Origin of the sequence: Phaeospirillum tilakii, from assembly GCF_042683125.1 — a bacterium.
In the GTDB taxonomy this organism is placed as follows: Bacteria; Pseudomonadota; Alphaproteobacteria; order Rhodospirillales; family Magnetospirillaceae; genus Phaeospirillum; species Phaeospirillum tilakii.
This window is the reverse complement of the sequence record NZ_JBHUIY010000015.1, coordinates 74,066-94,010: the sequence shown is the minus strand read 5'-3', so window position 1 is coordinate 94,010 and position 19,945 is coordinate 74,066. Positions and strand designations below refer to the sequence as shown.

General features: G+C 70.9%; 15 protein-coding genes and 1 pseudogene. 7 read left to right on the top strand and 9 right to left on the bottom strand.

Annotation, left to right across the window (positions count from 1 at the left end; genetic code table 11):
- The 4 genes and pseudogenes from ACFSNB_RS09430 to ACFSNB_RS09415 all read left to right on the top strand — a co-directional run.
- A pseudogene (locus tag ACFSNB_RS09430) lies at positions 1 to 653 on the top strand (hypothetical protein); the annotation flags it as partial.
- A complete protein-coding gene (gene menB / locus ACFSNB_RS09425; protein WP_377315924.1) occupies positions 650 to 1,477 on the top strand; it encodes a 1,4-dihydroxy-2-naphthoyl-CoA synthase in 828 nt (275 codons plus the stop codon). The pseudogene ACFSNB_RS09430 and the gene menB, both read left to right, overlap by 4 nt.
- Positions 1,474 to 2,472 carry a mandelate racemase/muconate lactonizing enzyme family protein gene (locus ACFSNB_RS09420; RefSeq protein WP_377315923.1) on the top strand — a complete coding sequence of 333 codons (999 nt, stop codon included), beginning with the start codon at positions 1,474 to 1,476 and terminating at the stop codon, positions 2,470 to 2,472. The genes menB and ACFSNB_RS09420 overlap by 4 nt, the downstream gene beginning before the upstream one ends.
- A 171-nt stretch (positions 2,473 to 2,643) precedes the next feature.
- Positions 2,644 to 3,753 carry a divergent polysaccharide deacetylase family protein gene (locus ACFSNB_RS09415; protein WP_377315922.1) on the top strand — a complete coding sequence of 370 codons (1,110 nt, stop codon included), beginning with the start codon at positions 2,644 to 2,646 and terminating at the stop codon, positions 3,751 to 3,753.
- Between the two features lie 29 nt (positions 3,754 to 3,782).
- Here the strand turns inward: ACFSNB_RS09415 and wecB are convergent, their stop codons facing one another.
- Together wecB and ACFSNB_RS09405 are read right to left on the bottom strand one after the other, a co-directional pair.
- Positions 3,783 to 4,874 carry a non-hydrolyzing UDP-N-acetylglucosamine 2-epimerase gene (gene wecB, locus ACFSNB_RS09410; RefSeq protein WP_377315921.1) on the bottom strand — a complete coding sequence of 364 codons (1,092 nt, stop codon included), beginning with the start codon at positions 4,872 to 4,874 and terminating at the stop codon, positions 3,783 to 3,785.
- 75 nt (positions 4,875 to 4,949) lie between these two features.
- On the bottom strand, positions 4,950 to 6,398 hold the full coding sequence (locus tag ACFSNB_RS09405) for a tetratricopeptide repeat protein (protein ID WP_377315920.1): 1,449 nt from the start codon (positions 6,396 to 6,398) through the stop codon (positions 4,950 to 4,952).
- A gap of 344 nt (positions 6,399 to 6,742) precedes the next feature.
- Here ACFSNB_RS09405 and ACFSNB_RS09400 point away from each other — a divergent pair, with 344 nt between their 5' ends.
- Both ACFSNB_RS09400 and ACFSNB_RS09395 read left to right on the top strand, forming a co-directional pair.
- Positions 6,743 to 8,422, top strand: coding sequence for a methyl-accepting chemotaxis protein (locus ACFSNB_RS09400; RefSeq protein ID WP_377315919.1), 1,680 nt, complete (start codon positions 6,743 to 6,745; stop codon positions 8,420 to 8,422).
- 253 nt (positions 8,423 to 8,675) lie between these two features.
- Positions 8,676 to 10,034 carry a TrpB-like pyridoxal phosphate-dependent enzyme gene (locus ACFSNB_RS09395; RefSeq protein WP_377315918.1) on the top strand — a complete coding sequence of 453 codons (1,359 nt, stop codon included), beginning with the start codon at positions 8,676 to 8,678 and terminating at the stop codon, positions 10,032 to 10,034.
- Positions 10,035 to 10,224: 190 nt separating this feature from the next.
- Here ACFSNB_RS09395 and ACFSNB_RS09390 read toward each other — a convergent pair whose 3' ends face one another.
- The 5 genes from ACFSNB_RS09390 to ACFSNB_RS09370 are packed head-to-tail and all read right to left on the bottom strand — an operon-like array spanning position 10,225 to position 16,056.
- Positions 10,225 to 12,279, bottom strand: coding sequence for an ATP-binding protein (locus ACFSNB_RS09390; protein ID WP_377315917.1), 2,055 nt, complete (start codon positions 12,277 to 12,279; stop codon positions 10,225 to 10,227).
- 30 nt (positions 12,280 to 12,309) lie between these two features.
- Complete coding sequence (locus tag ACFSNB_RS09385) at positions 12,310 to 13,056, bottom strand: ABC transporter ATP-binding protein (RefSeq protein WP_377315916.1); 747 nt, start codon at positions 13,054 to 13,056, stop codon at positions 12,310 to 12,312.
- A complete protein-coding gene (locus ACFSNB_RS09380) occupies positions 13,053 to 13,883 on the bottom strand; it encodes an ABC transporter ATP-binding protein (protein WP_377315915.1) in 831 nt (276 codons plus the stop codon). The genes ACFSNB_RS09385 and ACFSNB_RS09380 overlap by 4 nt, the downstream gene beginning before the upstream one ends.
- Positions 13,880 to 15,136 (bottom strand): high-affinity branched-chain amino acid ABC transporter permease LivM, encoded by a 1,257-nt coding sequence (gene livM, locus ACFSNB_RS09375; protein WP_377315925.1) that lies wholly within the window; start codon positions 15,134 to 15,136, stop codon positions 13,880 to 13,882. The genes ACFSNB_RS09380 and livM overlap by 4 nt, the downstream gene beginning before the upstream one ends.
- A 5-nt stretch (positions 15,137 to 15,141) precedes the next feature.
- Positions 15,142 to 16,056, bottom strand: coding sequence for an ABC transporter permease subunit (locus tag ACFSNB_RS09370; protein WP_377315914.1), 915 nt, complete (start codon positions 16,054 to 16,056; stop codon positions 15,142 to 15,144).
- Positions 16,057 to 16,236: 180 nt separating this feature from the next.
- Here ACFSNB_RS09370 and ACFSNB_RS09365 point away from each other — a divergent pair, with 180 nt between their 5' ends.
- Positions 16,237 to 17,094 carry a hypothetical protein gene (locus tag ACFSNB_RS09365; protein ID WP_377315913.1) on the top strand — a complete coding sequence of 286 codons (858 nt, stop codon included), beginning with the start codon at positions 16,237 to 16,239 and terminating at the stop codon, positions 17,092 to 17,094.
- A gap of 19 nt (positions 17,095 to 17,113) precedes the next feature.
- Here the strand turns inward: ACFSNB_RS09365 and ACFSNB_RS09360 are convergent, their stop codons facing one another.
- Together ACFSNB_RS09360 and recG are read right to left on the bottom strand one after the other, a co-directional pair.
- On the bottom strand, positions 17,114 to 17,623 hold the full coding sequence (locus ACFSNB_RS09360; protein WP_377315912.1) for a TIGR00645 family protein: 510 nt from the start codon (positions 17,621 to 17,623) through the stop codon (positions 17,114 to 17,116).
- A gap of 201 nt (positions 17,624 to 17,824) precedes the next feature.
- Entirely contained in the window at positions 17,825 to 19,909 is a 2,085-nt protein-coding gene (recG, locus tag ACFSNB_RS09355; protein WP_377315911.1) for an ATP-dependent DNA helicase RecG, read from the bottom strand.
- Between the last annotated feature and the right edge of the window lie 36 nt (positions 19,910 to 19,945).

Here is a 19,945-nt window from a genome sequence, read left to right as displayed (position 1 = left end):
CCGGCTGGCTGGCCGGCTGGCGCGCGGCCGAGGCCGGCGTGGCCGCGCTGGCCGGGCAAGCGGCGGCGGCCGAGGCCGGCATCGTCGCCGCCGCGCTCGACGCGCTGCCGCCGGGCGGGCTGCTGTTCGTCGCCAATTCGATGGCGGTGCGCGATCTCGACGATTTTTCCGGCACTGCCGCCAAGCCGGTCACCGTGCTCGGCAATCGCGGCGTCAGCGGCATCGACGGCACCCTCGCCAGTTTCTTCGGCGCCCTGGCCGGCGGCGGTTTCCCGGCCGGGATCGCCCTGGTCGGCGATCTCGCCCTGCTGCACGACCTGGGCGGGCTGGCGGCGGGGCAGGGGATCGCCGTCCCGGCCGGGATCGCCCTGCTCGACAATGGCGGCGGCGCGATCTTCGATTATCTGCCCCAGACCGTGCTGCCCGAGTTCCGCGATGGCTGGCTGACCCCGCAGCGGGCCGATTTCGCCGCCGCCGCCGCGGTGTGGGGCCATCGCTATCACCCGGTCGCGGCGGCGGATCCCGCCCCGGGCTTTGCCGCCGCGCTGGCGGCGCCGGGGGTGACGCTGCTGCATCTCGCCCTCGACCGCGCCGCCTCGACCGCCACCCACCGCGCCCTGTGGGCCGCCTGCTGCAAGGAGAGCTGGTTATGAACGTGGTCTGGACCCCGATCGAGGGGTTTGCCTTCACCGACATCCTCTATGACCGCACCGAGGGGATCGCCCGCATCACCCTCAACCGGCCGCAGGTCCACAACGCCTTCCGTCCCGAGACGCTGGAGGAGGTGATGCGGGCGCTGCGCCATGCCCGGTTCGATTCCTCGGTCGGCGTGGTGATCCTGACCGGGGCCGGCACCAAGGCGTTCTGCTCCGGCGGCGACCAGAGCGTGCGCGGCGACGATGGCGGCTACAAGGACGAGGCCGGGGTGCATCACCTCAACGCCCTCGATCTTCAGCGCGAGATCCGCACCTGCCCCAAGCCGATCGTGGCGATGGTGGCGGGCTGGTCGATCGGCGGCGGCAACGTGCTCCAGTTGCTGTGCGACATCACCATCGCCGCCGACAATGCCCGCTTCGGCCAGACCGGCCCCAAGGTCGGCAGCTTCGACGCCGGGTTCGGCGCCGGCCTGCTCGCCCGCACCATCGGGGTCAAGAAGGCCAAGGAAGTGTGGTTCCTCTGCCGCCAGTACGACGCCCAAGAGGCGCTGGAGATGGGCTGGATCAACGCGGTGGTGCCGCTCGACCGGCTGGAGGAGGAGACCATCGCCTGGTGCCGGCGGATGCTGGAACTGTCGCCGACCGCGCTGCGCATCCTCAAGACCGCCTTCAACGCCGACAGCGACGGGCTGGCCGGGGTGCAGGAACTGGCCGGCAACGCCACCGCCTTGTTCTACATGACCGACGAGGGCCAGGAAGGCCGCAACGCCTTCCTCGAAAAGCGCGCGCCCGACTTCTCCAAGTTCCCCCGCCGGCCGTGAGCCCGGTCGCCGCCGTCGCGGTGCTTCCCTACGCCCTGCCGCTGGCCCGGCCCTGGCGCAGCGCGGCGGGTGGCGCCACGCGGCGGCGCGGCTGGCTGGTGCGGGTCGAGGACGCCGCCGGGCGGGTCGGCTGGGGCGACAGTCCGGCCCCGCTGCCCGATCCCGGCGACGAGGACCCGGCCGGGATCCTCGCCGCCCTGACCGCGCCGCTGCCCGGCCGGACGCCGCAACAGGCGCTGGCCGGGCTGGCGCCATCGCCCGCCGCCATCGGGCTGGAGGGCGCGTTGCTCGATCTGCTCGCCCGCCAGCGCGGTTTGCCGCTGGCCCGGCTGTTGGCGCCCGATGCCGCCGACCGGGTGGCGGTCAATGCGGTGGTGCCGTTCGACGGGGTGGCGGCGGCGGTCGCCGAGGGGTTCTCGGTGATCAAGCTGAAGCTCGGCCTCGCGCCCTGGCGGGAGGAGGTGGCGGCGCTGCGCGGTCTGGCCCTGCCGGACGGGGTGCGGCTGCGGCTCGATGCCAACCAGGCCTGGAGCCGCGACGAGGCGGTGGCGGTGATCGCCGCCCTCGCCGGGCTGCCGATCGATTCGCTCGAAGAGCCGTTGCGCGATCCCGACCCCGCCGCCCTGGCCGCGCTCCAGGCGGCGGCGCCCTTCGCGCTCGCCCTCGACGAAAGCCTGGAGCCGGGGCGGCTGCCCGACCCGCTGCCGGTGCGGCGGCTGGTGCTGAAGCCGGCCCGCCTCGGCGGGCTGCGGGCGACGCTGGCGCTCGGCAACGCCGCCCGTCGGGCCGGGGGGGAGGTGGTGGTCACCAGTCTGGTCGAATCGGCGGTCGGACTCGCCGCCACCGCCGCCCTCGCCGCCGCCCTCGGTCCGCTCGCCCATGGCCTCGCCACCTCGTCCTGGCTGGCCGAGGACGTCGCCACGCCGCTGCCGATCCGGGGCGGATTCATCGATGTGATGGCGGGTGAAGGTCATGGGGTAACGCCTCGACTTTAAAAAAAAAGACGTGGGCTCTGCCCACACCCGCCAGGAGCCGGCGGCTCCTGGACCGGCTTCGCTATTTTGCCGATGCGGGATACCCCTCCGCGCCGAGGGGTGGTTTCGAGGCGGGCGCGGGGCTATAACCGCCTGTCTTGATGGCAGGGAGTCCCGCGCGTGGGGGAACGGATGCGAAACAGGGAGCCGCGCCCGCTGTGGGAGCGGCCCGGCGCGATGGTGGCGGCGGTGGCCGTCATGCTGGCGGTTGGTCTGGCGCTGGGAGTCGGGATCGGGTCCGGGCTGCGGACGCCGCCGCCCGCGCCGCCGCCGCCGCTGGTGATCCAGGCGATTCCGCCCGCGCCGCCGCCGGTGGTGGTCGATGAACCCCCGCCGCCGCCCCAGGTCGAGCCCGAGCCCGAGCCCGTCCCGCCGCCGGCCCCGGTCGAGGAAGCCCCGCCCGCGCCCGCTCCGGTCGAGCCGCCGCCGGTTTCGCTGCCGCCGCCGCCGCCCCAGCCGCCCCAGCCGCAGGTGGCGATGCTGCCGCCGCCGCGTCCCCCGGCGCCGCCGGCCGGGACCGCGCCGTGGCTGCGCCATGCCGTGCCGGCGCCGCATGTCGGCGGCCGGCCGATGGTGGTGGTGATCATCGACGATCTCGGGGTCGATCGCCGCCGCGCCGAGCAGGTGGTCAGGATGCCGGGGCCGCTGACCCTGTCCTTCATGACCTATGCCACCGATCTGGCCCGGCTGACCGGCGAGGCCCGCCGTCACGGCCACGAGCTGATGGTTCATGTGCCGATGCAGCCGATGGCCACCGCGATCGATGCCGGGCCGCAGGCGCTGACCGTCGGGTTGTCGGCCGAGGAAATCCGCCGCCGGCTCGATTGGGCGCTGTCGCGTTTCGACGGCTATATCGGCATCAACAACCACATGGGCAGCCGTTTCACCGCCGATCCGGCGGCGATGGCGGTGGTGATGGCCGAACTGCGCCGGCGCGGGCTGGCCTTCGTCGATTCCGTCACCACCGACCGCAGCGTCGCCGCCAAACTGGCGCGCGAATACGGCGTGCCGGTGGCCTCGCGCGACATCTTCCTCGACAATGATCAGAGCGTCGCCCTGGTTCAGGCCCAGTTGGCCAAGGTCGAGGCCCGGGCCCGGCGCACCGGCTTCGCCATCGCCATCGGCCATCCCCACGACGCCACCATCGCCGCGCTCAATGGCTGGCTGCCGACCCTGGCCGGCAAGGGGCTGGTGCTGGTGCCGGTCTCGACCCTGATCCGCGACAACCGCCCGGCCCGCTGAAGGCGGGGGGGCGGGCGGGCCGGGCGGGGCTACAGCCGCTCGGCCAGCAGGGCGGCGATCCGTTCGCCGGCCTTGCCGTCCCACAATTCGGGCTGGCGGCCGGCCTTGCCGCCGGTGGCCAGCACCTCGCGGCAGGCGGCCAGGATCGCCGCCGGGTCGGCCCCGACCAGGGTGTTGGTGCCCTGGGTCAGGGTGATCGGCCGTTCGGTGTTGTCGCGCGCGGTCAGGCACGGCACCCCGAGCGCGGTGGTCTCTTCCTGGATCCCGCCGGAATCCGTCACCACCAGCCGGGCCTCGGCCATCAGGCCCAGCATTTCGAGATAGCCCTGCGGCGGCAGCAGCACCAGCCCGGCCGCGCTCAGCCGTTCGGTCAGGCCGGCGGCGTCGAGCCGCGCCCGGGTGCGGGGATGGACCGGGAACACCACCGGCAGCAGCCCGGCCATCTCGGCCAGCGCCCCGGCCAGCGCCGCGAGCGTCGCCGGATCATCGACGTTCGACGGCCGGTGCAGCGTCACCAGGGCATGGGGGGCGCCGACGCCATGGCCGGCCAGGGTGGCCGCCGCCGGCACGGCGCGGCGGCGCTGGGCCAGCAGGGTGTCGATCATCACGTTGCCGACGAAGGCGATCCGCTCGGGCGGGATGCCCTCGCGGATCAGATTGTCGGCCGCCTCGCGCTCGGTGGTGAACAGCAGGTCGGAAATCTGGTCGGTCAGCAGTCGGTTGATCTCTTCCGGCATGGTGCGGTCGCGGCTGCGCAGCCCGGCCTCGACATGGATCACCCGGACCCCTTTCTTGACCGCGACCAGGGCGCAGGCGATGGTCGAATTGACGTCGCCGACCACCAGCACCGCGTCGGGGGCATAGCGATCCAGCACCGGCTCGAACCGGCGCATGATCTCGGCGGTCTGCACCGCGTGGCTGCCCGAGCCGACCTCGAGATTGACGTCGGGGCGGGGCAAAGCGAGATCGACGAAGAAACGCTCGTTCATCGTCTCGTCGTAATGCTGGCCGGTATGGACCAGCGGCGCGGTCATCCCCCGCGCCGTCAGCGCGGCGATCACCGGCCCGATCTTCATGAAATTGGGCCGGGCCCCCACCACGCACAACACCGATCTGGCCATGATTCTCCACGCCCTTTCCGCTCCGGACGGCCCCATATCGGCCCGCCGCCCGGTCGCGGTCAAGTCCCGTCGCGGTCAGGCCGCTGGCGGTTGGGCCGGCGGGCCGAGCCGTTCGCCCAGGGCGGTGGCCACCCGGCCCAGCACTTCGGGCCAATCGAGCGGCGCCCGCTGGTGAAACAGCCGCAGCGAGGGATACCAGGGGCTGTCCTCGTGGCGATACCACCAGCGCCAGTCGGGGGCGTAGCGCACCAGCACCCAGGCCGGCCGCCCCAGCCCGCCGGCGAGATGGGCCAGCGAACTGTCGACGCAGATCACCAGATCGAGTTCGGCCACCGCCGCCGCAGTGTCGGCGAAATCATGCAGGTCGGGGCCGAGGGCGACGATGCGGTCGGAGCGGACGAACAGGGTCTCGGCATCGCCCGGGCGCAGGTCCTTTTGCAGCGAGAACAGGGCCAGACGGGGATCGTTCAGGGCGTCGATCAGCAGCGCCGCCTCGACCGAGCGCTGGGAATCGCCGGCCTGGCCGGGATTGCCGGCCCAGGCCAGCCCGATCCGCATTTGCCCCGGCCGGGTCAGCCGGGCCCGCCACACCGCCCGCCGCGCCGGGTCGGCGGCGAGATAGGGGCCGGGGGTGACCGGATCGGCCCGCAGCGGGCCGAGGATCTCGGGCAGGCTCAGCAGCGGCAGATGGCAATCGAGCGGCGGCAGCGGCGCCCCGGCCGGGATCACGGCGTCGATCGCCGCGATGTCGCGCAGCAGCGGCAGCAGCGGCGCCTGGGCCTCGACCACCACCCGGCCACCTTCCTTCGGCACCCGCTCGACGAAGCGGAGGAATTGCAGCGTGTCGCCCAGCCCCTGCTCGGCATAGAGCAGCAGGGTGCGGCCGGCGAGCGGGCTTCCGTCCCACAGCGGCTGGGGCAGCGGCCGGGGCGGCAGGGTGCGCACCCCGCCGCGCCGCCGCCAGCCATACTCGACCCAGCCCCGGGCGTAATCGCCCTGCTGCAACAACAACTGCGAGTAATTGTAATGGATGGTGGGATGGTCGGGGGCCAGCGCCAGTGCCTGGGCGAAGGCCTCGGCCGCCTCGTCCTCGCGCCGGGCGAGGTGCAGCGCCTGGGCGAGGTTGGCCCAGCTGCCGCCGGTGGCGGCGAGGCCGACGGCGTGGCGGAAGGTCTCCACCGCTTCCTGGTAGCGCCCCAGCCGCTGCTGGACGAAGCCGAGATTGGTGAAGCCGGTGACGAAATCGGGGAAATGGGTGCAGACGAACGACTGGATCTCGAACGCCGCCTCGATCTGGCCGAGGTCGCGCAGCACCAGCCCGTAATTGGTCAGGGCCGGCGCCCAGCCCGGCCGCAGCTCCAGCGCCCGCTGATAGGGCCCGAGCGCCTCGCGGGCGCGGCCACGCGACAGCAGCGCGTTGCCCAGTTCGAACTGGGCGTCGGCGTCGTCGGGCAGCCGCGCCGCCGCCGCCACGGCGGCGGCCAGCGCGCCCTCATCCCCGCCCGGTTGTCCCTGCATCGCCATCGCCCTGTCTCCTTCCCGTCCGGCGCCTGTCGGCGGCCACCATAGCCGCTTCGCCCTTTCCGCACGACGGCTCTTTGCGCCAAAACAACCAAGAGACGGTTAAAAGACATTTAATTGCATTGGGTTACTCTGTTTCCTGCCGAACAGTCTCCGGCCGGAAGCGGATCCCGATCGATCCGTTTGATTCCCTTTTGTCGGCTCTGCTTATGACAATAAGTAGAGTTCGAGGGGGTTGAATCTAGGGCGAAAGCCTTATATTGGAGAGATTGTAAAGAGACTTGCGGGCATCCGTTTCCGGGCTATTCCGCGCCGGATCCAGGGGTGAACGGTGGGGAGTTCCAGAGATGGCGATCAAAATCGGGATTTCCGGGAAACTGATGACGGTGGTGGCCGCCAGCATCGTCGGCTTGGTGATCGCCGCGCTGGTCGCGCTGTCGTTCCTGCGCGCGGTGATGGTCGAGGACCGGGAGACCAAACTGCGCAATCTGGTCGAGAACGCCGAAAGCGTGGTTCGCCAGTATCACGGCCGGGCGGAGAAGGGGGAACTCGAACCGGCCGAGGCGATGCGGCAGGCCCGGGCGATGCTGCGCGAGCAGCGTTATGACGGCGACGAGTATTTCTTTGTTTTCTCCGATGATGGGACTTGGCTACTCAATCCGTTCCACCCGGAACGGGAGGGCCAGAACGACATCGCGGCGGTGGACAGCGCCGGACAACCCTTTATCCGCCATCTGCTGGAGGCGGCCAAGGCCGGGGGCGGGGCGGTGTTCTACCGCTATCCCAGGCCCGGCCAGACCGAATCGAGCGACAAGCTGTCCTTCGCCAAGCGGTTCGGCCCGTGGGGCTGGACCATCGGCACCGGGATCTACATCGACGACATCGACACGGTGTTCCAGCAAAAGGCGCTCAATTTCGCCGGGCTGGTGCTGGTGATCGGGCTGGTCACCGCCGGGCTGGCGCTGTTGATCGCCCGTCAGATCACCGTGCCGCTGAAGCGGCTGACCCTGGTCACCAACCGGCTGGCCGACCAGCATTACGACACCGAGGTCACCGGCACCGAGCGCGGCGACGAGATCGGCTCGCTGGCCTGTTCGGTACGCAGCCTGCGCGACGTCGCCCGCGAGGCCGCCGACCTGCGCCGCCAGCAGGAGGAGACCAAGCGGCTGTCCGAGGAGGAGCGGCGCCGGACCGCGCTGGCCCTGGCCGATTCGTTCGAAAGCCGGGTCAAGAACGTCTCCGACGTGATCGCCAGCTCGGCCGGCAACATGAAGGGGGCGGCCGAATCGCTGACCGAGGTGGCGCGCCACACCGCCAGCCAGGCGACCTCGGTCGCCAGCGCGGCGGAGCAGGCCTCGGTCAACGTCCAGACGGTGGCTTCCGCCGCCGAGGAACTGTCGGCCTCGATCAACGAGATCAGCCGGCAGGTCCAGCAATCGGCCGAACGGATCGCCACCGGGGTGGCCGAGGCGCGGCGCTCGGACGAACTGGTGCAGGGGCTGGCCGTCGCCGCCAGCCGGATCGGCGACGTGGTCAAGCTGATCAACGACATCGCCAGCCAGACCAACCTGCTCGCCCTCAACGCGACGATCGAGGCGGCGCGGGCGGGCGAGGCCGGCAAGGGCTTCGCCGTGGTCGCCAACGAGGTCAAAAGCCTCGCCAACCAGACCGGCCGCGCCACCGAGGAGATCGCCGCCCAGATCGGGGCGGTGCAGAGCGCCACCGACGAGGCGGTGGCGGCGATCCGGGCGATCGGCGGCACCATTGGCGAGATCAACCAGATCGGCTCGGCGATCGCCGCCGCGGTGGAGGAGCAGCACGCCGCCACCGCCGAGATTTCGCGCAACATCCAGCAGGCCTCGGCCGGTACCCGCGAGGTGACCGACTATCTCGGCCAGTTGGCCGGGGCGGTCGGCAATGTCGGCGAGACCTCGAACGGGGTGCTGACCGCCTCGGCCGAACTCGACCGCCAGTCGCGCCGGCTGGACGAGGAGGTCCATTCCTTCCTCGCCGGCATCCGCGCCTGATGCAATAGGGTGGAGGGCCTTCGGCTCTCCGGGGGGGGATCGCCAAGGGGCCCCGGCCCCTTGGCCGGCCTCTGGCCCCTCGCTCCGACGGCTTTTTTGCCTTCCCGCTCAACAATCGTGCGTTCCCCGGCGACGTGAGGAAACGAAGTTTCCTTATCGCCGGTTCCGCCTTATGCTGCCGCCCGTCGGCCGCCCCGGGGGGAACCGGGGCGGCGGCGTGGTTCGTCCCCCGCGAGATGGGAACAAGGTCAAGATGAGCGAGAGCACCAAATATTTCCTGCCCGAGGATCGTATGCCCAAGGCCTGGTACAACCTGGCCGCCGACCTGCCGACTCCGTTGCCGCCGGCGCTGCATCCGGGCACCGGGCAGCCGATCGGACCCGCCGATCTCGCCCCGATTTTCCCCAACGCGGTGATCGAGCAGGAAGTCAGCACCGAGCGCTGGATCGAGATCCCCGAGCCGGTGCGCGAGGTTTACCGTCTGTGGCGTCCGTCGCCGCTGATCCGCGCCCGCCGGCTGGAGCAGGCGCTGGGCACCCCGGCCAAGATCTTCTTCAAGTATGAGGGCGTCAGCCCGGCCGGCAGCCACAAGCCCAACACCGCCGTGCCGCAGGCCTTCTACAACAAGCAGGAAGGCGTCAAGCGGCTGTCGACCGAGACCGGCGCCGGGCAGTGGGGCAGCTCGCTGGCCTTCGCCGGCTCGCTGTTCGGCCTCGAGGTCGAGGTCTACATGGTCAAGGTCTCCTACAATCAGAAGCCCTACCGCCGGGCGCTGATGGAGACCTATGGCGCCACCTGCATCGCCAGCCCCTCGACCCTGACCCAGGCCGGGCGCGACATCCTGGCCCGCCATCCCGATTCGAACGGCTCGCTCGGCATCGCCATCTCCGAGGCGGTCGAGGTCGCCGCCTCGCGCGACGACACCAAATATGCGCTCGGCAGCGTGCTCAACCATGTCTGTCTGCATCAGACCATCATCGGCGAAGAAGCGATGATGCAGATGGAAATGGCCGGCGAATCCCCCGACGTGGTGATCGCCTGCACCGGCGGCGGCTCCAACTTCGCCGGTCTGGCCTTCCCCTATGTCCGCGAGAACCTCAAGGGCGCCAAGGTCCGTATCGTCGGCGTCGAGCCGGCTTCGTGCCCGACCCTGACCAAGGGGCTCTACGCCTACGATTTCGGCGATACCGGCAAGCTGACCCCGATGGTCAAGATGCACACGCTGGGCGCCACCTTCATGCCGCCCGGGTCGCATTCCGGCGGGCTGCGCTATCACGGCATGGCGCCGATGGTCAGCCATGTGATGGAACTGGGCCTGATGGAGGCGCGCTCCTACCACCAGACCGAATGTTTCGCCGCCGCGGTGCAGTTCGCCCGCGCCGAAGGCATCGTGCCCGCCCCGGAATCCTCGCATGCGGTCAAGGCGGCGATCGCCGAGGCGCTGCGCTGCAAGGAAGAGGGCAAGGCCGAGACCATCCTGTTCAACCTGTCGGGCCACGGCCATTTCGACATGCAGGCCTATACCGATTATTTCTCGGGCAAGCTGATCGATCCGCAGTTCGACCAGCAGGCGCTGGCCGCCGCGCTGGAGGAACTGCCCAAGGCCGGCTGACGTCGCCTCAGGGGGGTGTGGGCTCCGCCCACGCCCGCCAAGGGCCGCAAGGCCCTTGGATCCCGTCGATGGTCGGGCGCGGACCGGCCTTTCCGCTTGGGCGCGGGCGCTTGCCGCGCGAAGGGCAAGGAAAGGGTTCCAAGGGCCTTCGGCCCTTGGCGGGGGCGGGCAGAGCCCGCGAATCGTCTTCCTATTCCGCCTCGGGGACGGCGCCGAGGGTGAAACGGAAGGCGGAGCCCTGGCCCGGGGTGGAGTCCACCCACAGCCGGCCGCCATGGCGTTCGACGATGCGCCGGCACAAAGCAAGGCCGATCCCCACCCCGGGGATCGCGCTGTGGGCGTGCAGCCGCTTGAAGATCACGAAGATCTGTTCGAGATAATCCGCCTCGATGCCGATGCCGTTGTCGGCCACGGTGAATTCCCACATCGCGCCGTCGCGCCGGGCCGACACCCGCACCCGCAGCGGCCGGGCGCGGTCGCGATATTTGACCGCATTGCCGATCAGGTTCTGGAACAGCTGGATCACCTGGGTATCGTCGGCGGCCACCAGCGGCAGCGGCGCGGCCTCGACCGTCGCGCCGGCCTCGGCCAGCGCCTGATCGAGATAGCCGAGCGCCACCGTCAGCGCCCGCCCGGCATCGACCGGGTCGAAGCCGCGTCCGGCGGCGTCCACCCGGGAGAATTCCAGCAATCCCTCGACCAGCCGCATCATCTGGCGGGCGGCGGTGGCGATCACCCCGAGCGGCTCGGCGATGCTGGGGTCGCTGCCCTCCAGCCGCCGTTCCAGCAACTGGGCATAGCGCACCAGGGTGTTGAGCGGCTCGCGCAGATCGTGCGAGGCGGCGTAGGCGAAGCGTTCGAGGTCGGTGTTGGAGCGGGTCAGGGCGTCCAGCGTGCGGGCCAGCTGCTCGTCGCTTTCCTTGCGCGCGGTGATATCGCGCAGCACCGCCAGCACCTGCGGGCCGCTGTCGTCGAGCACCACCCGGCGCAGATCGACCTCGACCCACAGCGGGTGGCCGTCGCGGTGACGGGCCAGCCATTCCAGCCGGCGCGGCCCGTCGGCGGTGGCGTGGAGGTGGTCGAGCGCGGCCGCCGCGTCATAGGGCGGGGTGTCGCCGCACAGGTCGGCCAGGGTCAGCCCGCCGTCATTCGCCCCGCCGCGAAAGCCGAACAGGTCGCGGGCGCGGCGGTTGGTCAACCGGATCGCCCCGCTCTCGGCGTCGTGCAGCAGGATGGCGTCGTTGATCACGTCGAACAGGGTGCGGAACCGCAGCGCGCCGGCCGACAGTTCGGCCAGGGCCTGGGTCAGGTCGCGGGTCTTGGCCGCCACCTGCCGGCGCAGGGTGGCCACCCACACCAGCAGCAGCACGCCGATCAGGCCGATGCCGAGCAGGGCCAGGCCGACCGCCTGCACCGTCTGCGGGTCGAGGTTGGAGCGCAGCGGCTCGCCCAGCCAATGTTCGACGATGCGGCGGCGCTGCTCGGGGCTGATGCGGTCGAAGCCGGCCTGGACCGTCTCGCGCAGGCGGTCCTCGCCCTTGCGCACCACCCAATGGAATTCGCCGGCATAAAGCGGCGGCGAGGCGCGGAACCGGCTCTCCAGCCCCTTCTGGACCAGATAATAGCTGGCGGGCGGGCGGTCGATGCAGGCGACGCGGATCTCGCCCCGGGCGGCGCCGTCGATCAGGGTCTCGTAGCTGGGATAGGGGCGCAGGCTGTCGATGCCGCGCTGGCGCAGGAAATCGATGCAGGCGTCGCCGCCCTTGACCCCCACGGTGAAGCCGCGCAGCGCGGCGGCGTCGCGGATGCCGGACAGCCCGGCCTCGAACACGATCGGCACCTCGATGGTGGCGTAGGGGGCGGAGAACAGATAGATCCGGTCGCGCTCGGCGGTGTGGAACACCGTGTCGAGCACCTCGGCCTCGCCGGCATTGAAGCGGCGCTGGGCCTCGGCCCAGTCGAGCCCGATCAGTTGGACCGGAATGCCGCTGCGCTGCGACCACAGCGCCCACAAATCGGGCAGGATGCCCTGCAACGTGCCGTCGCCGGCGCGGAAGCTGTAGGGCGGGTAGGTGTCGTCGAGCATCACCCGCACCGGCTCGGGGGGGGACGGGCGGGCGAGGCCGGGCGAGACGTCGATCGCGGTGGCGGACCCGGCCCCGGCCGGAGCGAGCGGAGTCACCACCACCAGGGCCAGCAGCACCGCCAGCCCCCCGGCGCGGACGCGGCGCGCCCTCCGTCTCATATCGCCGGCTCGGTCATGCGCCGGGGCCGGTCATGGCCCGGGCGCGGGCGCCGCCCCGGCGCCGCCGTCGAGATAATGGGCGCGGATCTCCGGGTCGGCCAGCAGCTCGGCGCCGCTGCCGGACAGGACGATGCGGCCGTTGACCATCACATGGCCGCGATGGGCGAGGCGCAGGGCGTGATAGGCGTTCTGCTCGACCAGCAGCACCGTTACCCCCTGGTCGCGGTTGATGGTGGCGACGATCTCGAAGATCTGGCGCACGATCAGCGGGGCGAGGCCGAGCGAGGGCTCGTCGAGCAGCAGCAGGCGGGGGCGGCTCATCAGGGCGCGGCCGATCGCCAGCATCTGCTGCTCGCCGCCCGACAGGGTGCCGCCACGCTGGCCGAGCCGTTCCTTCAGCCGTGGGAACAGAGCAAGAACACGATCAAGGTCCCGGCCGAAATGGGCCGGGTCGGCGACGGTGGCGCCCATCCGCAGGTTTTCCAGCACGGTCATGCGCGGGAAGATCCGCCGTCCCTCGGGGGCGATGGCGAGGCCGCGGCGGGCGATCTGGTGCGGCGGCAGGGCGGTGATGTCCTCGCCGTCGAAGCGGACCCGGCCGGCGCGGGCGCGCGGATTGCCGAACAGGGTCATCAGCAGGGTGGTCTTGCCGGCGCCGTTGGCGCCGACCAGGGTGACGATCTCGCCGGGGGCGACGGTGAGGTCGATCCCGTGCAGCGCCTCGATCCGGCCATAGCCGGAATGGAGCCCGGCGACCTCCAGCAGCGGCGCGGTCATGGCCGGGCTCCGGCGGCGGTGTCGTCGGCCTCGGGCTCGCCGAGATAGGCGCGGATCACCGCCGGGTTGCCGCGAATCTCGGCCGGGCTGCCCTCGGCGATCAGGCTGCCATGGTCGAGCACCACCACCCGGTCGGAAATTCCCATCACCACGCTCATGTCATGTTCGATCAGCAGCAGGCCGATGCCCTCCTCGTCGCGGATCCGCCGCAGCAGCAGGTTGAGATCGGCGGATTCATGCGGGTTGAGGCCGGCGGCGGGCTCGTCGAGGCACAGCAGCACCGGGCGGGTACACATCGCCCGGGCGATCTCCAGCCGGCGCTGGAGGCCGTAGGGCAGCGCGCCGGCCTCGGTCTCGGCATGGGCCAGCAGCCCGGTGCGGTCGAGCCAGGCGCGGGCGAGGTCGAGCGCGGCGCGCTCGGCGCGGCGATAGCGGCCGAGCCCGAGCAGCCCCGCCAGCGAGAACAGCGAGGCCCGCATCAGCACCCGGTGCTGGGCGACGATCAGGTTCTCGAGCACGGTCATGCGCGGGAAAAGCCGGATGTTCTGGAAGGTGCGGCCGACCCGGGCCCGGCCGGCGATGGCGTGGTCGCGCATCCGCTCAAGCCGCCATTCGGCGCCGTCGGGATGGCGCAGCAGCAGCCGGCCGGCATGGGGGCGGTAGAAGCCGGTGATGCAGTTGAACAGGGTGGTCTTGCCGGCGCCGTTGGGGCCGATCACCGCGGTGATCGCGCCGGGGGCGGCGGTGAAGGACAGGCCGTCGATCGCCGCCAGCCCGCCGAAGCGGATGGTCAGGTCGGCGACCTCGAGCAGCGGCGCCGGGCTCATGGGGTGCCTCCCAGGCGGATGGTGGGACTGCGGGCGGAAAGCAGGCCGCTCGGCCGCCACAGCATGATCACCACCATGGTGATGCCGAAGATCAGCATGCGGTACTGTTCGAGGTCGCGGATCCATTCCGGCAGCGCCACCAGCAGCAGGGCGGCCAGCACGATGCCGATCTGGCTGCCCATGCCGCCCAGCACGACGATGGCGACGATCATCGCCGATTCGAGGAAGGTGAAGCTTTCCGGGCTGACGAAGCCCTGGCGGGCGGCGAAGAACGAGCCGGCGAAGCCGGCGAACATCGCGCCGAGGGCGAAGGCCGACAGCTTGATGGTGGTGGGGTTGAGCCCGAGCGAGCGGCAGGCGATCTCGTCCTCGCGCAGCGCCTCCCAGGCGCGGCCGACCGGCAGGCGGCGGATGCGCAGGGTGAACAGGTTGGTGGCCAGCGCCAGCAGCAGGATCATGAAATAAAGGAAGATCACCCGGTGGTCGGGCGAAAACGGGATGTGGAAGAAATCGGCGAAGGTGGTTTCGCCCGGCTTGGCGAAGGCCTTGAACTGAAGGCCGAACAGGGTGGGGCGCTCGATGCCGGAAATGCCGATCGGGCCGTTGGTCAGGCTCTGCCAGTTTTGCAGCACGATCCGCATGCTCTCGCCGAAGCCCATGGTGACGATGGCGAGATAATCGCCGCGCAGCCGCAGCACCGGAAAGCCGAGGCCGAGGCCGAAGGCGGCGGCGATCATCCCCGCCAGCGGCAGGCAGGCCCAGAACGACAGGCCGAACGCCTGCGACAGCAGGGCGTAGGCATAGGCGCCGACGGCGTAGAAGGCGACGAAGCCGAGATCGAGCAGCCCGGCGAGGCCGACGGTGATGTTGAGCCCCCAGCCGAGCATGACATAGATCAGCACCAGGGTGGCGCGGTCGATCAGGGTGCGGTCGGCGAAGGGCAGCAGCGGCAGGACCAGGGCGAACAGCACCATCGCCCAGCCGGCGGCGAAGCGGATCTGGTGCGGCGGCCGGCGCAGCGTCGGCAGGCCGAGCGAGAAATCACTCAGCCAGCGCCGGGTCAGGCCGAACAGCAGCCGGCCGCAGAACACCAGGGCGACGGCGGCGCCGACCAACTCGGGCCGTCCGTCGAGCGACAGGCCGTTGGCGGAATCGACCAGCCGGACGCCGAGCAGCGGCACGGCGAGCAGGCCGGCGATCAGCGCGGCCACGGCGGAATCGCGCAGCAGGGAGAGGGAGGAGACCGGCGCCATCGGCATCAGACCTTTTCGACGTCGGGGCGGCCGAGCAGCCCGGTGGGACGGAACAGGAGCACGGCGACCAGGATGACGAAGGTGGCGACATCCTTGTATTCGATCGAGAAATAGGCCGACCACAGCGCCTCGGTCAGGCCGATCAGCACGCCGCCCAGCATCGCCCCGGGCAGCGAGCCGATGCCGCCCAGCACGGCGGCGGTGAAGGCCTTCAGCCCGGCGAGGAAGCCGATGTAGAAATCGATCACGCCGTAATAGAGGGTGACCATCAGCCCGGCGACGCTGGCCAGCGCGGCGCCGATGACGAAGGTGGCGGAAATCACCCGATCGACGTCGATGCCGAGCAGGGCGGCCATCCGGCGGTCCTGCTCGGTGGCGCGCTGGGCGCGGCCGAGCGGGGTGCGGGCGATCACCCAGGTGAAGCCGGCCATCAGGGCCAGGGTCAGCACGAAGATGATGATCTGGAGCCAGCTGATGCCAACGGTGAAGCTGTCGCCCTGGAACAGGGTCAGGCCGCCATGGACCACCGGCGGCAGCGGCTTGACCCGCGCCCCCTGGCTCAGCTGGACGAAGTTCTGCAACAGGATCGAGACGCCGATCGCCGAGATCAGCGGGGCGAGGCGGGGGGCGCCGCGCAGTGGCCGGTAGGCGACGCGCTCGACCGCCCAGCCCCACAGCGAGGTGAACAGCATGGTGGCGAGCAGGGCCACCATCAGGGCCAGCGCGACCGATCCACCGCCGATCGTGGAGGCGAACAGATAGGCAATCAATGAGATGAAGGCCCCCAGCATGTATATCTCGCCGTGGGCGAAATTGATCATGCCGACGATGCCGTAAACCATCGTGTAACCGATGGCGATCAGGCCGTAGATCGCGCCCAGGGTCAGACCGTTGATCACCTGCTGGAAGAAATAGTCCATTCGTCCCCCGAATCAGTGCCGCGGCCACCGGCGCGGGTGGGCCAAGGCTACTCGCACGGACGGTCCTGTCAACGGCCAAGGGCGGCGGGGGCGGCGGCGGGCGGCGTTTTTTTTCGGGGGGGAGGGCGGCTCTGGTATAACCTCGGCCATAAGGCGATCCGACGGGAAGGCGAGGGGGGAATGTCAGAACCTCGGGACGACGTGATCCGGATCCGGCTCGATACCGCGCGGGCGGTGGAGGCGTTCCGGCATCTGCTGGCGGAGCAGGCGGCGGCGGGGGAGACCCGGGCGCCGGCCAATCCGGCGGCGACGGCGGTGTGGCGGCAACTGGCGCCGTTCCGGCTGGTGGAATACGGCTATGTCGATCCCGGGTTCGGGGCGGTGACCGGGGCCTATGTCGGCTTTCCCGACGGCAGCCTGTATCCGGCCGGGGAGGCGATCCCCGAGCGGGCGGTGGCGGCGGTGGCGGCGGTCAGCCCGCCGGCGCCGCTGTATGTCTATCTGCCGCTCGACCGGCCGATGCGGCATGGACGGATCGAACGGTTTCTCGACGCGCTGTCGGCCCATCTCGACCAGCCGTTGGTGGCGGTGCTGCGCGACGGCGAGGGGGCGTCGGTGGCGCGGCTGTTCGACGCCGAGGCGACCCGGGCGGCGGCGGCGGAAGTGGGGCGCCATCCCGACGCGCCGGCGCTGGCGGCGCTGTTCGCGGCGCAGACGATGCGGCCGGACGGTCGGGCCTATGCCAGTCTGGTGCAGGATTTCGCCCCCCGGGCGATCGAGTTCGCCTCGGTGGCGGCGCGGGATGCCTTCATCGCCTGGACCCGGGCACTGTGCGACCGGGTGTTCGCGACCGGGGAGGATCCCGAGCGGCTGGGCTTTGCCGGCACGCTGCGGCCGGCGGAGATCGCCCGGGTGCCGGAAGAGGAAGAGGCGGTGCGGCTGGAGCCGCCGCCCGCCGCCAGCCTCGACTCGCTCGAGACGATGCGGACGGCGTGGACGGGGCTGATGGCGGCGCTGGCGCGGCCGGACCAGCCTTGACCGGCGCCGCCCCAGGCGGTCAGTGCGCGCCGCCCGGCGGCTCGACGATGCGGTCCATCAGGGCAAGCAGGACGCCGGAAACGACGAAGGTCATGTGGATGCCGATCATCCAGCCGAGATCGCCCTTGTCGAGGGTGCCGACGTTCATGAAGGCCTTCAGCAGATGGATCCCGGAGATGGCGACGATCGAGGCGATCAGCTTGAGCTTGAGACCGGCGAAATCGACCTTGCCCATCCAGTCCGGCCGGTCCTCGTGATCGCCGGTGTCGATCTTCGAGACGAAATTCTCGTATCCGGCAAAGATCACCATCAGCAGCAGATTGCCGGCGAGCGACATGTCGATGAGGGAGAGGACCATCAGGATGGTCTCGTTCTCGGTCATCGAGAAGACGTGGGGCACCAGATGGATCAGCTCCTGGCAGAACTTGACCATCAGCATCAGCAGGGCGACCACCAGCCCGAAATAGAACGGGGCGAGGATCCAGCGACTGCGGAAGATCATGGTTTCGAAGGCGCGTTCGATCGGCATGGGGTCTCCTCGGCCGGGGGGGAAGCCGGCAGGATATAGGATCGCCATCCCCCGCTGTCCACCCGCCGACGATGACGATATCGCTGCTGTTGTGCGCGCCCAAGCTGAAGGAAGACGGGATCGTTCTCCCATTTTGGGAGGTCCAGGAACCTCAGGTTCCTGGAATCTTTTCGAATTTAAGTTATTGTTTTTAAAGTATTTTCACCCCGACTTCAACGTATGGATCGCCGCGTCGCGCTCGAACAGATAGAGCAGGACGCGGAGCGCCGCGCCGCGCGGGCTGGCAAGATCGGGATCCCGCTCGAGCACCGCCTCCGCCTCGCCCCGGGCGTGTTCGAGCAGGCTGCCGTGGCTGGCGAGATCGGCGAGACGGTATTCGGGCAGCCCGCTCTGACGGGTGCCGAGGATCTCGCCGCCGCCGCGCAGACGAAGATCCTCCTCGGCGATGACGAAGCCGTCGTCGCTGGCGCGGAGGATTTCGAGGCGGGCCTTGGCGATCTCGCCGAGCGGGGTGGCGTAGAGCAGCAAACAGCGGGAGCGGCCGCTGCCGCGCCCGACCCGCCCGCGCAGCTGGTGAAGCTGGGCGAGGCCGAACCGCTCGGCATGCTCGACCACCATCACGGTGGCCTCGGGGACATCGACCCCGACCTCGATCACGGTGGTGGCGACCAGCAGGGTGATTTCGCCGCTGGCGAAGCGGCCCATCACCGCGTCGCGGGCGGTCGGCCTCATCTTGCCGTGCACCAGCCCGACCCGCGCGCCGAACACCTCGGCCAGATCGGCGAAACGCCGCTCGGCGGCGGCGAGGTCGCTCTGCTCGGATTCCTCGACCAGCGGACAGACCCAGTAGACCCGCGCCCCGGCTTCGAGGGCGCGGCCGACCGCCGCGACCATCTCGTCGAGCCGGGCCAGCGGGACGACGCGGGTGTCGATCGGGGTACGGCCGGGCGGCTTCTCGTCGAGGCGGGAATAATCCATGTCGCCATAGGCGCTGAGCAGCAGGGTGCGGGGGATCGGGGTGGCGGTCATCACCAGCATGTCGACCGCATGGCCCTTGGCGGCGAGGTCGAGGCGCTGATGGACGCCGAAGCGGTGCTGTTCGTCGATCACGGCGAGGCCGAGGTCGCGGAACACCACATCCTCCTGGAACAAAGCGTGGGTACCGATCAGCAGGTCGATGGCGCCCTCGGCGAGGTCGGCGAGGCGGGCGGCGCGGACCTTGCCCTTGTCGCGGCCGGTCAGCAGGCCGAGGCGAATCCCGGCGGTGGCGGCGAGCGGTTCGAGCGAGGCGAAATGCTGGCGGGCGAGGATCTCGGTCGGGGCCATCAGCGCGCCCTGGCTGCCGGCCTCGATCGCGGTCAGCAAGGCGAGGAAGGCGACCAGGGTCTTGCCGCTGCCGACATCGCCCTGGAGCAGACGCAGCATCGGCGCCGGGCGGGCGAGGTCGGCGTCGATCTCGGCCAAGGCGCGGATCTGGGCGCCGGTGGGCGAAAAGGGCAGGGCGGCCAGCACCTTGGCGCGCAAGGCCTGGGACGGGGCGGCGAGGGCGCGGCCCTTGCGGCGGCGGAGATGGGCGCGGACCAAAGCGAGGGCCAACTGGCCGGACAGCAGCTCGTCATAGGCGAGACGGCGGCGGGCCGGGTTGTCCGGCCCCAGCTCCTCCGGCCCGGTCGGGGCGTGCAGCCGGCGCAGCGCCTCGCGCCAGCCCGGCCAGCCCTGGGCGTCGCGCCAGGAGGGATCGAGCCATTCCGGCAGGTCGGGGGCGCGGTCGAGGGCGGCGCGGATGGCGCGGGTCAGCGGCCGCAGGGTCAGCCCGGCGGTGAGCGGATAGGTGGCCTCGACCGTCATCACCTCGGCGCGGCGCTCGGGCGGAACGACATGGTCGGGATGGGGCAGGGTGATCTCGCCGTAGAACCCCTCGACCATCCCGCTGACCACCCGGATCGCCCCCTCGGGCAGCAGCTCGCGCAGCCAGCCCTCGCGCGGATGGAAATAGACCAGATGGGCGAAGCCGGTGTCGTCCGCCACCCGCACCTTGTAGGGCCGCCGCCCGCCATCGCCGGGCAGATGGGCCTCGACCCGGACGGTCAGGGTGGCGACCCGGCCGGGGATCGCCTCGGCCAGGGTGGGGCAATAGCGGCGATCGACCAGACCGCTGGGGCGGTGCCACAGCAGATCGACCACCTTGTCGCCGGCCAGCCGCTGGTAGAGCGGGGCGAGGCGGGGGCCGACCCCGGGCAGGGCGGTGACCGGGACGAACAGGGGAAACAGGCTCTCGGGGCGCATCGGAAGCTGACAGCGGCGGCGAAGGGCTCTATCCTA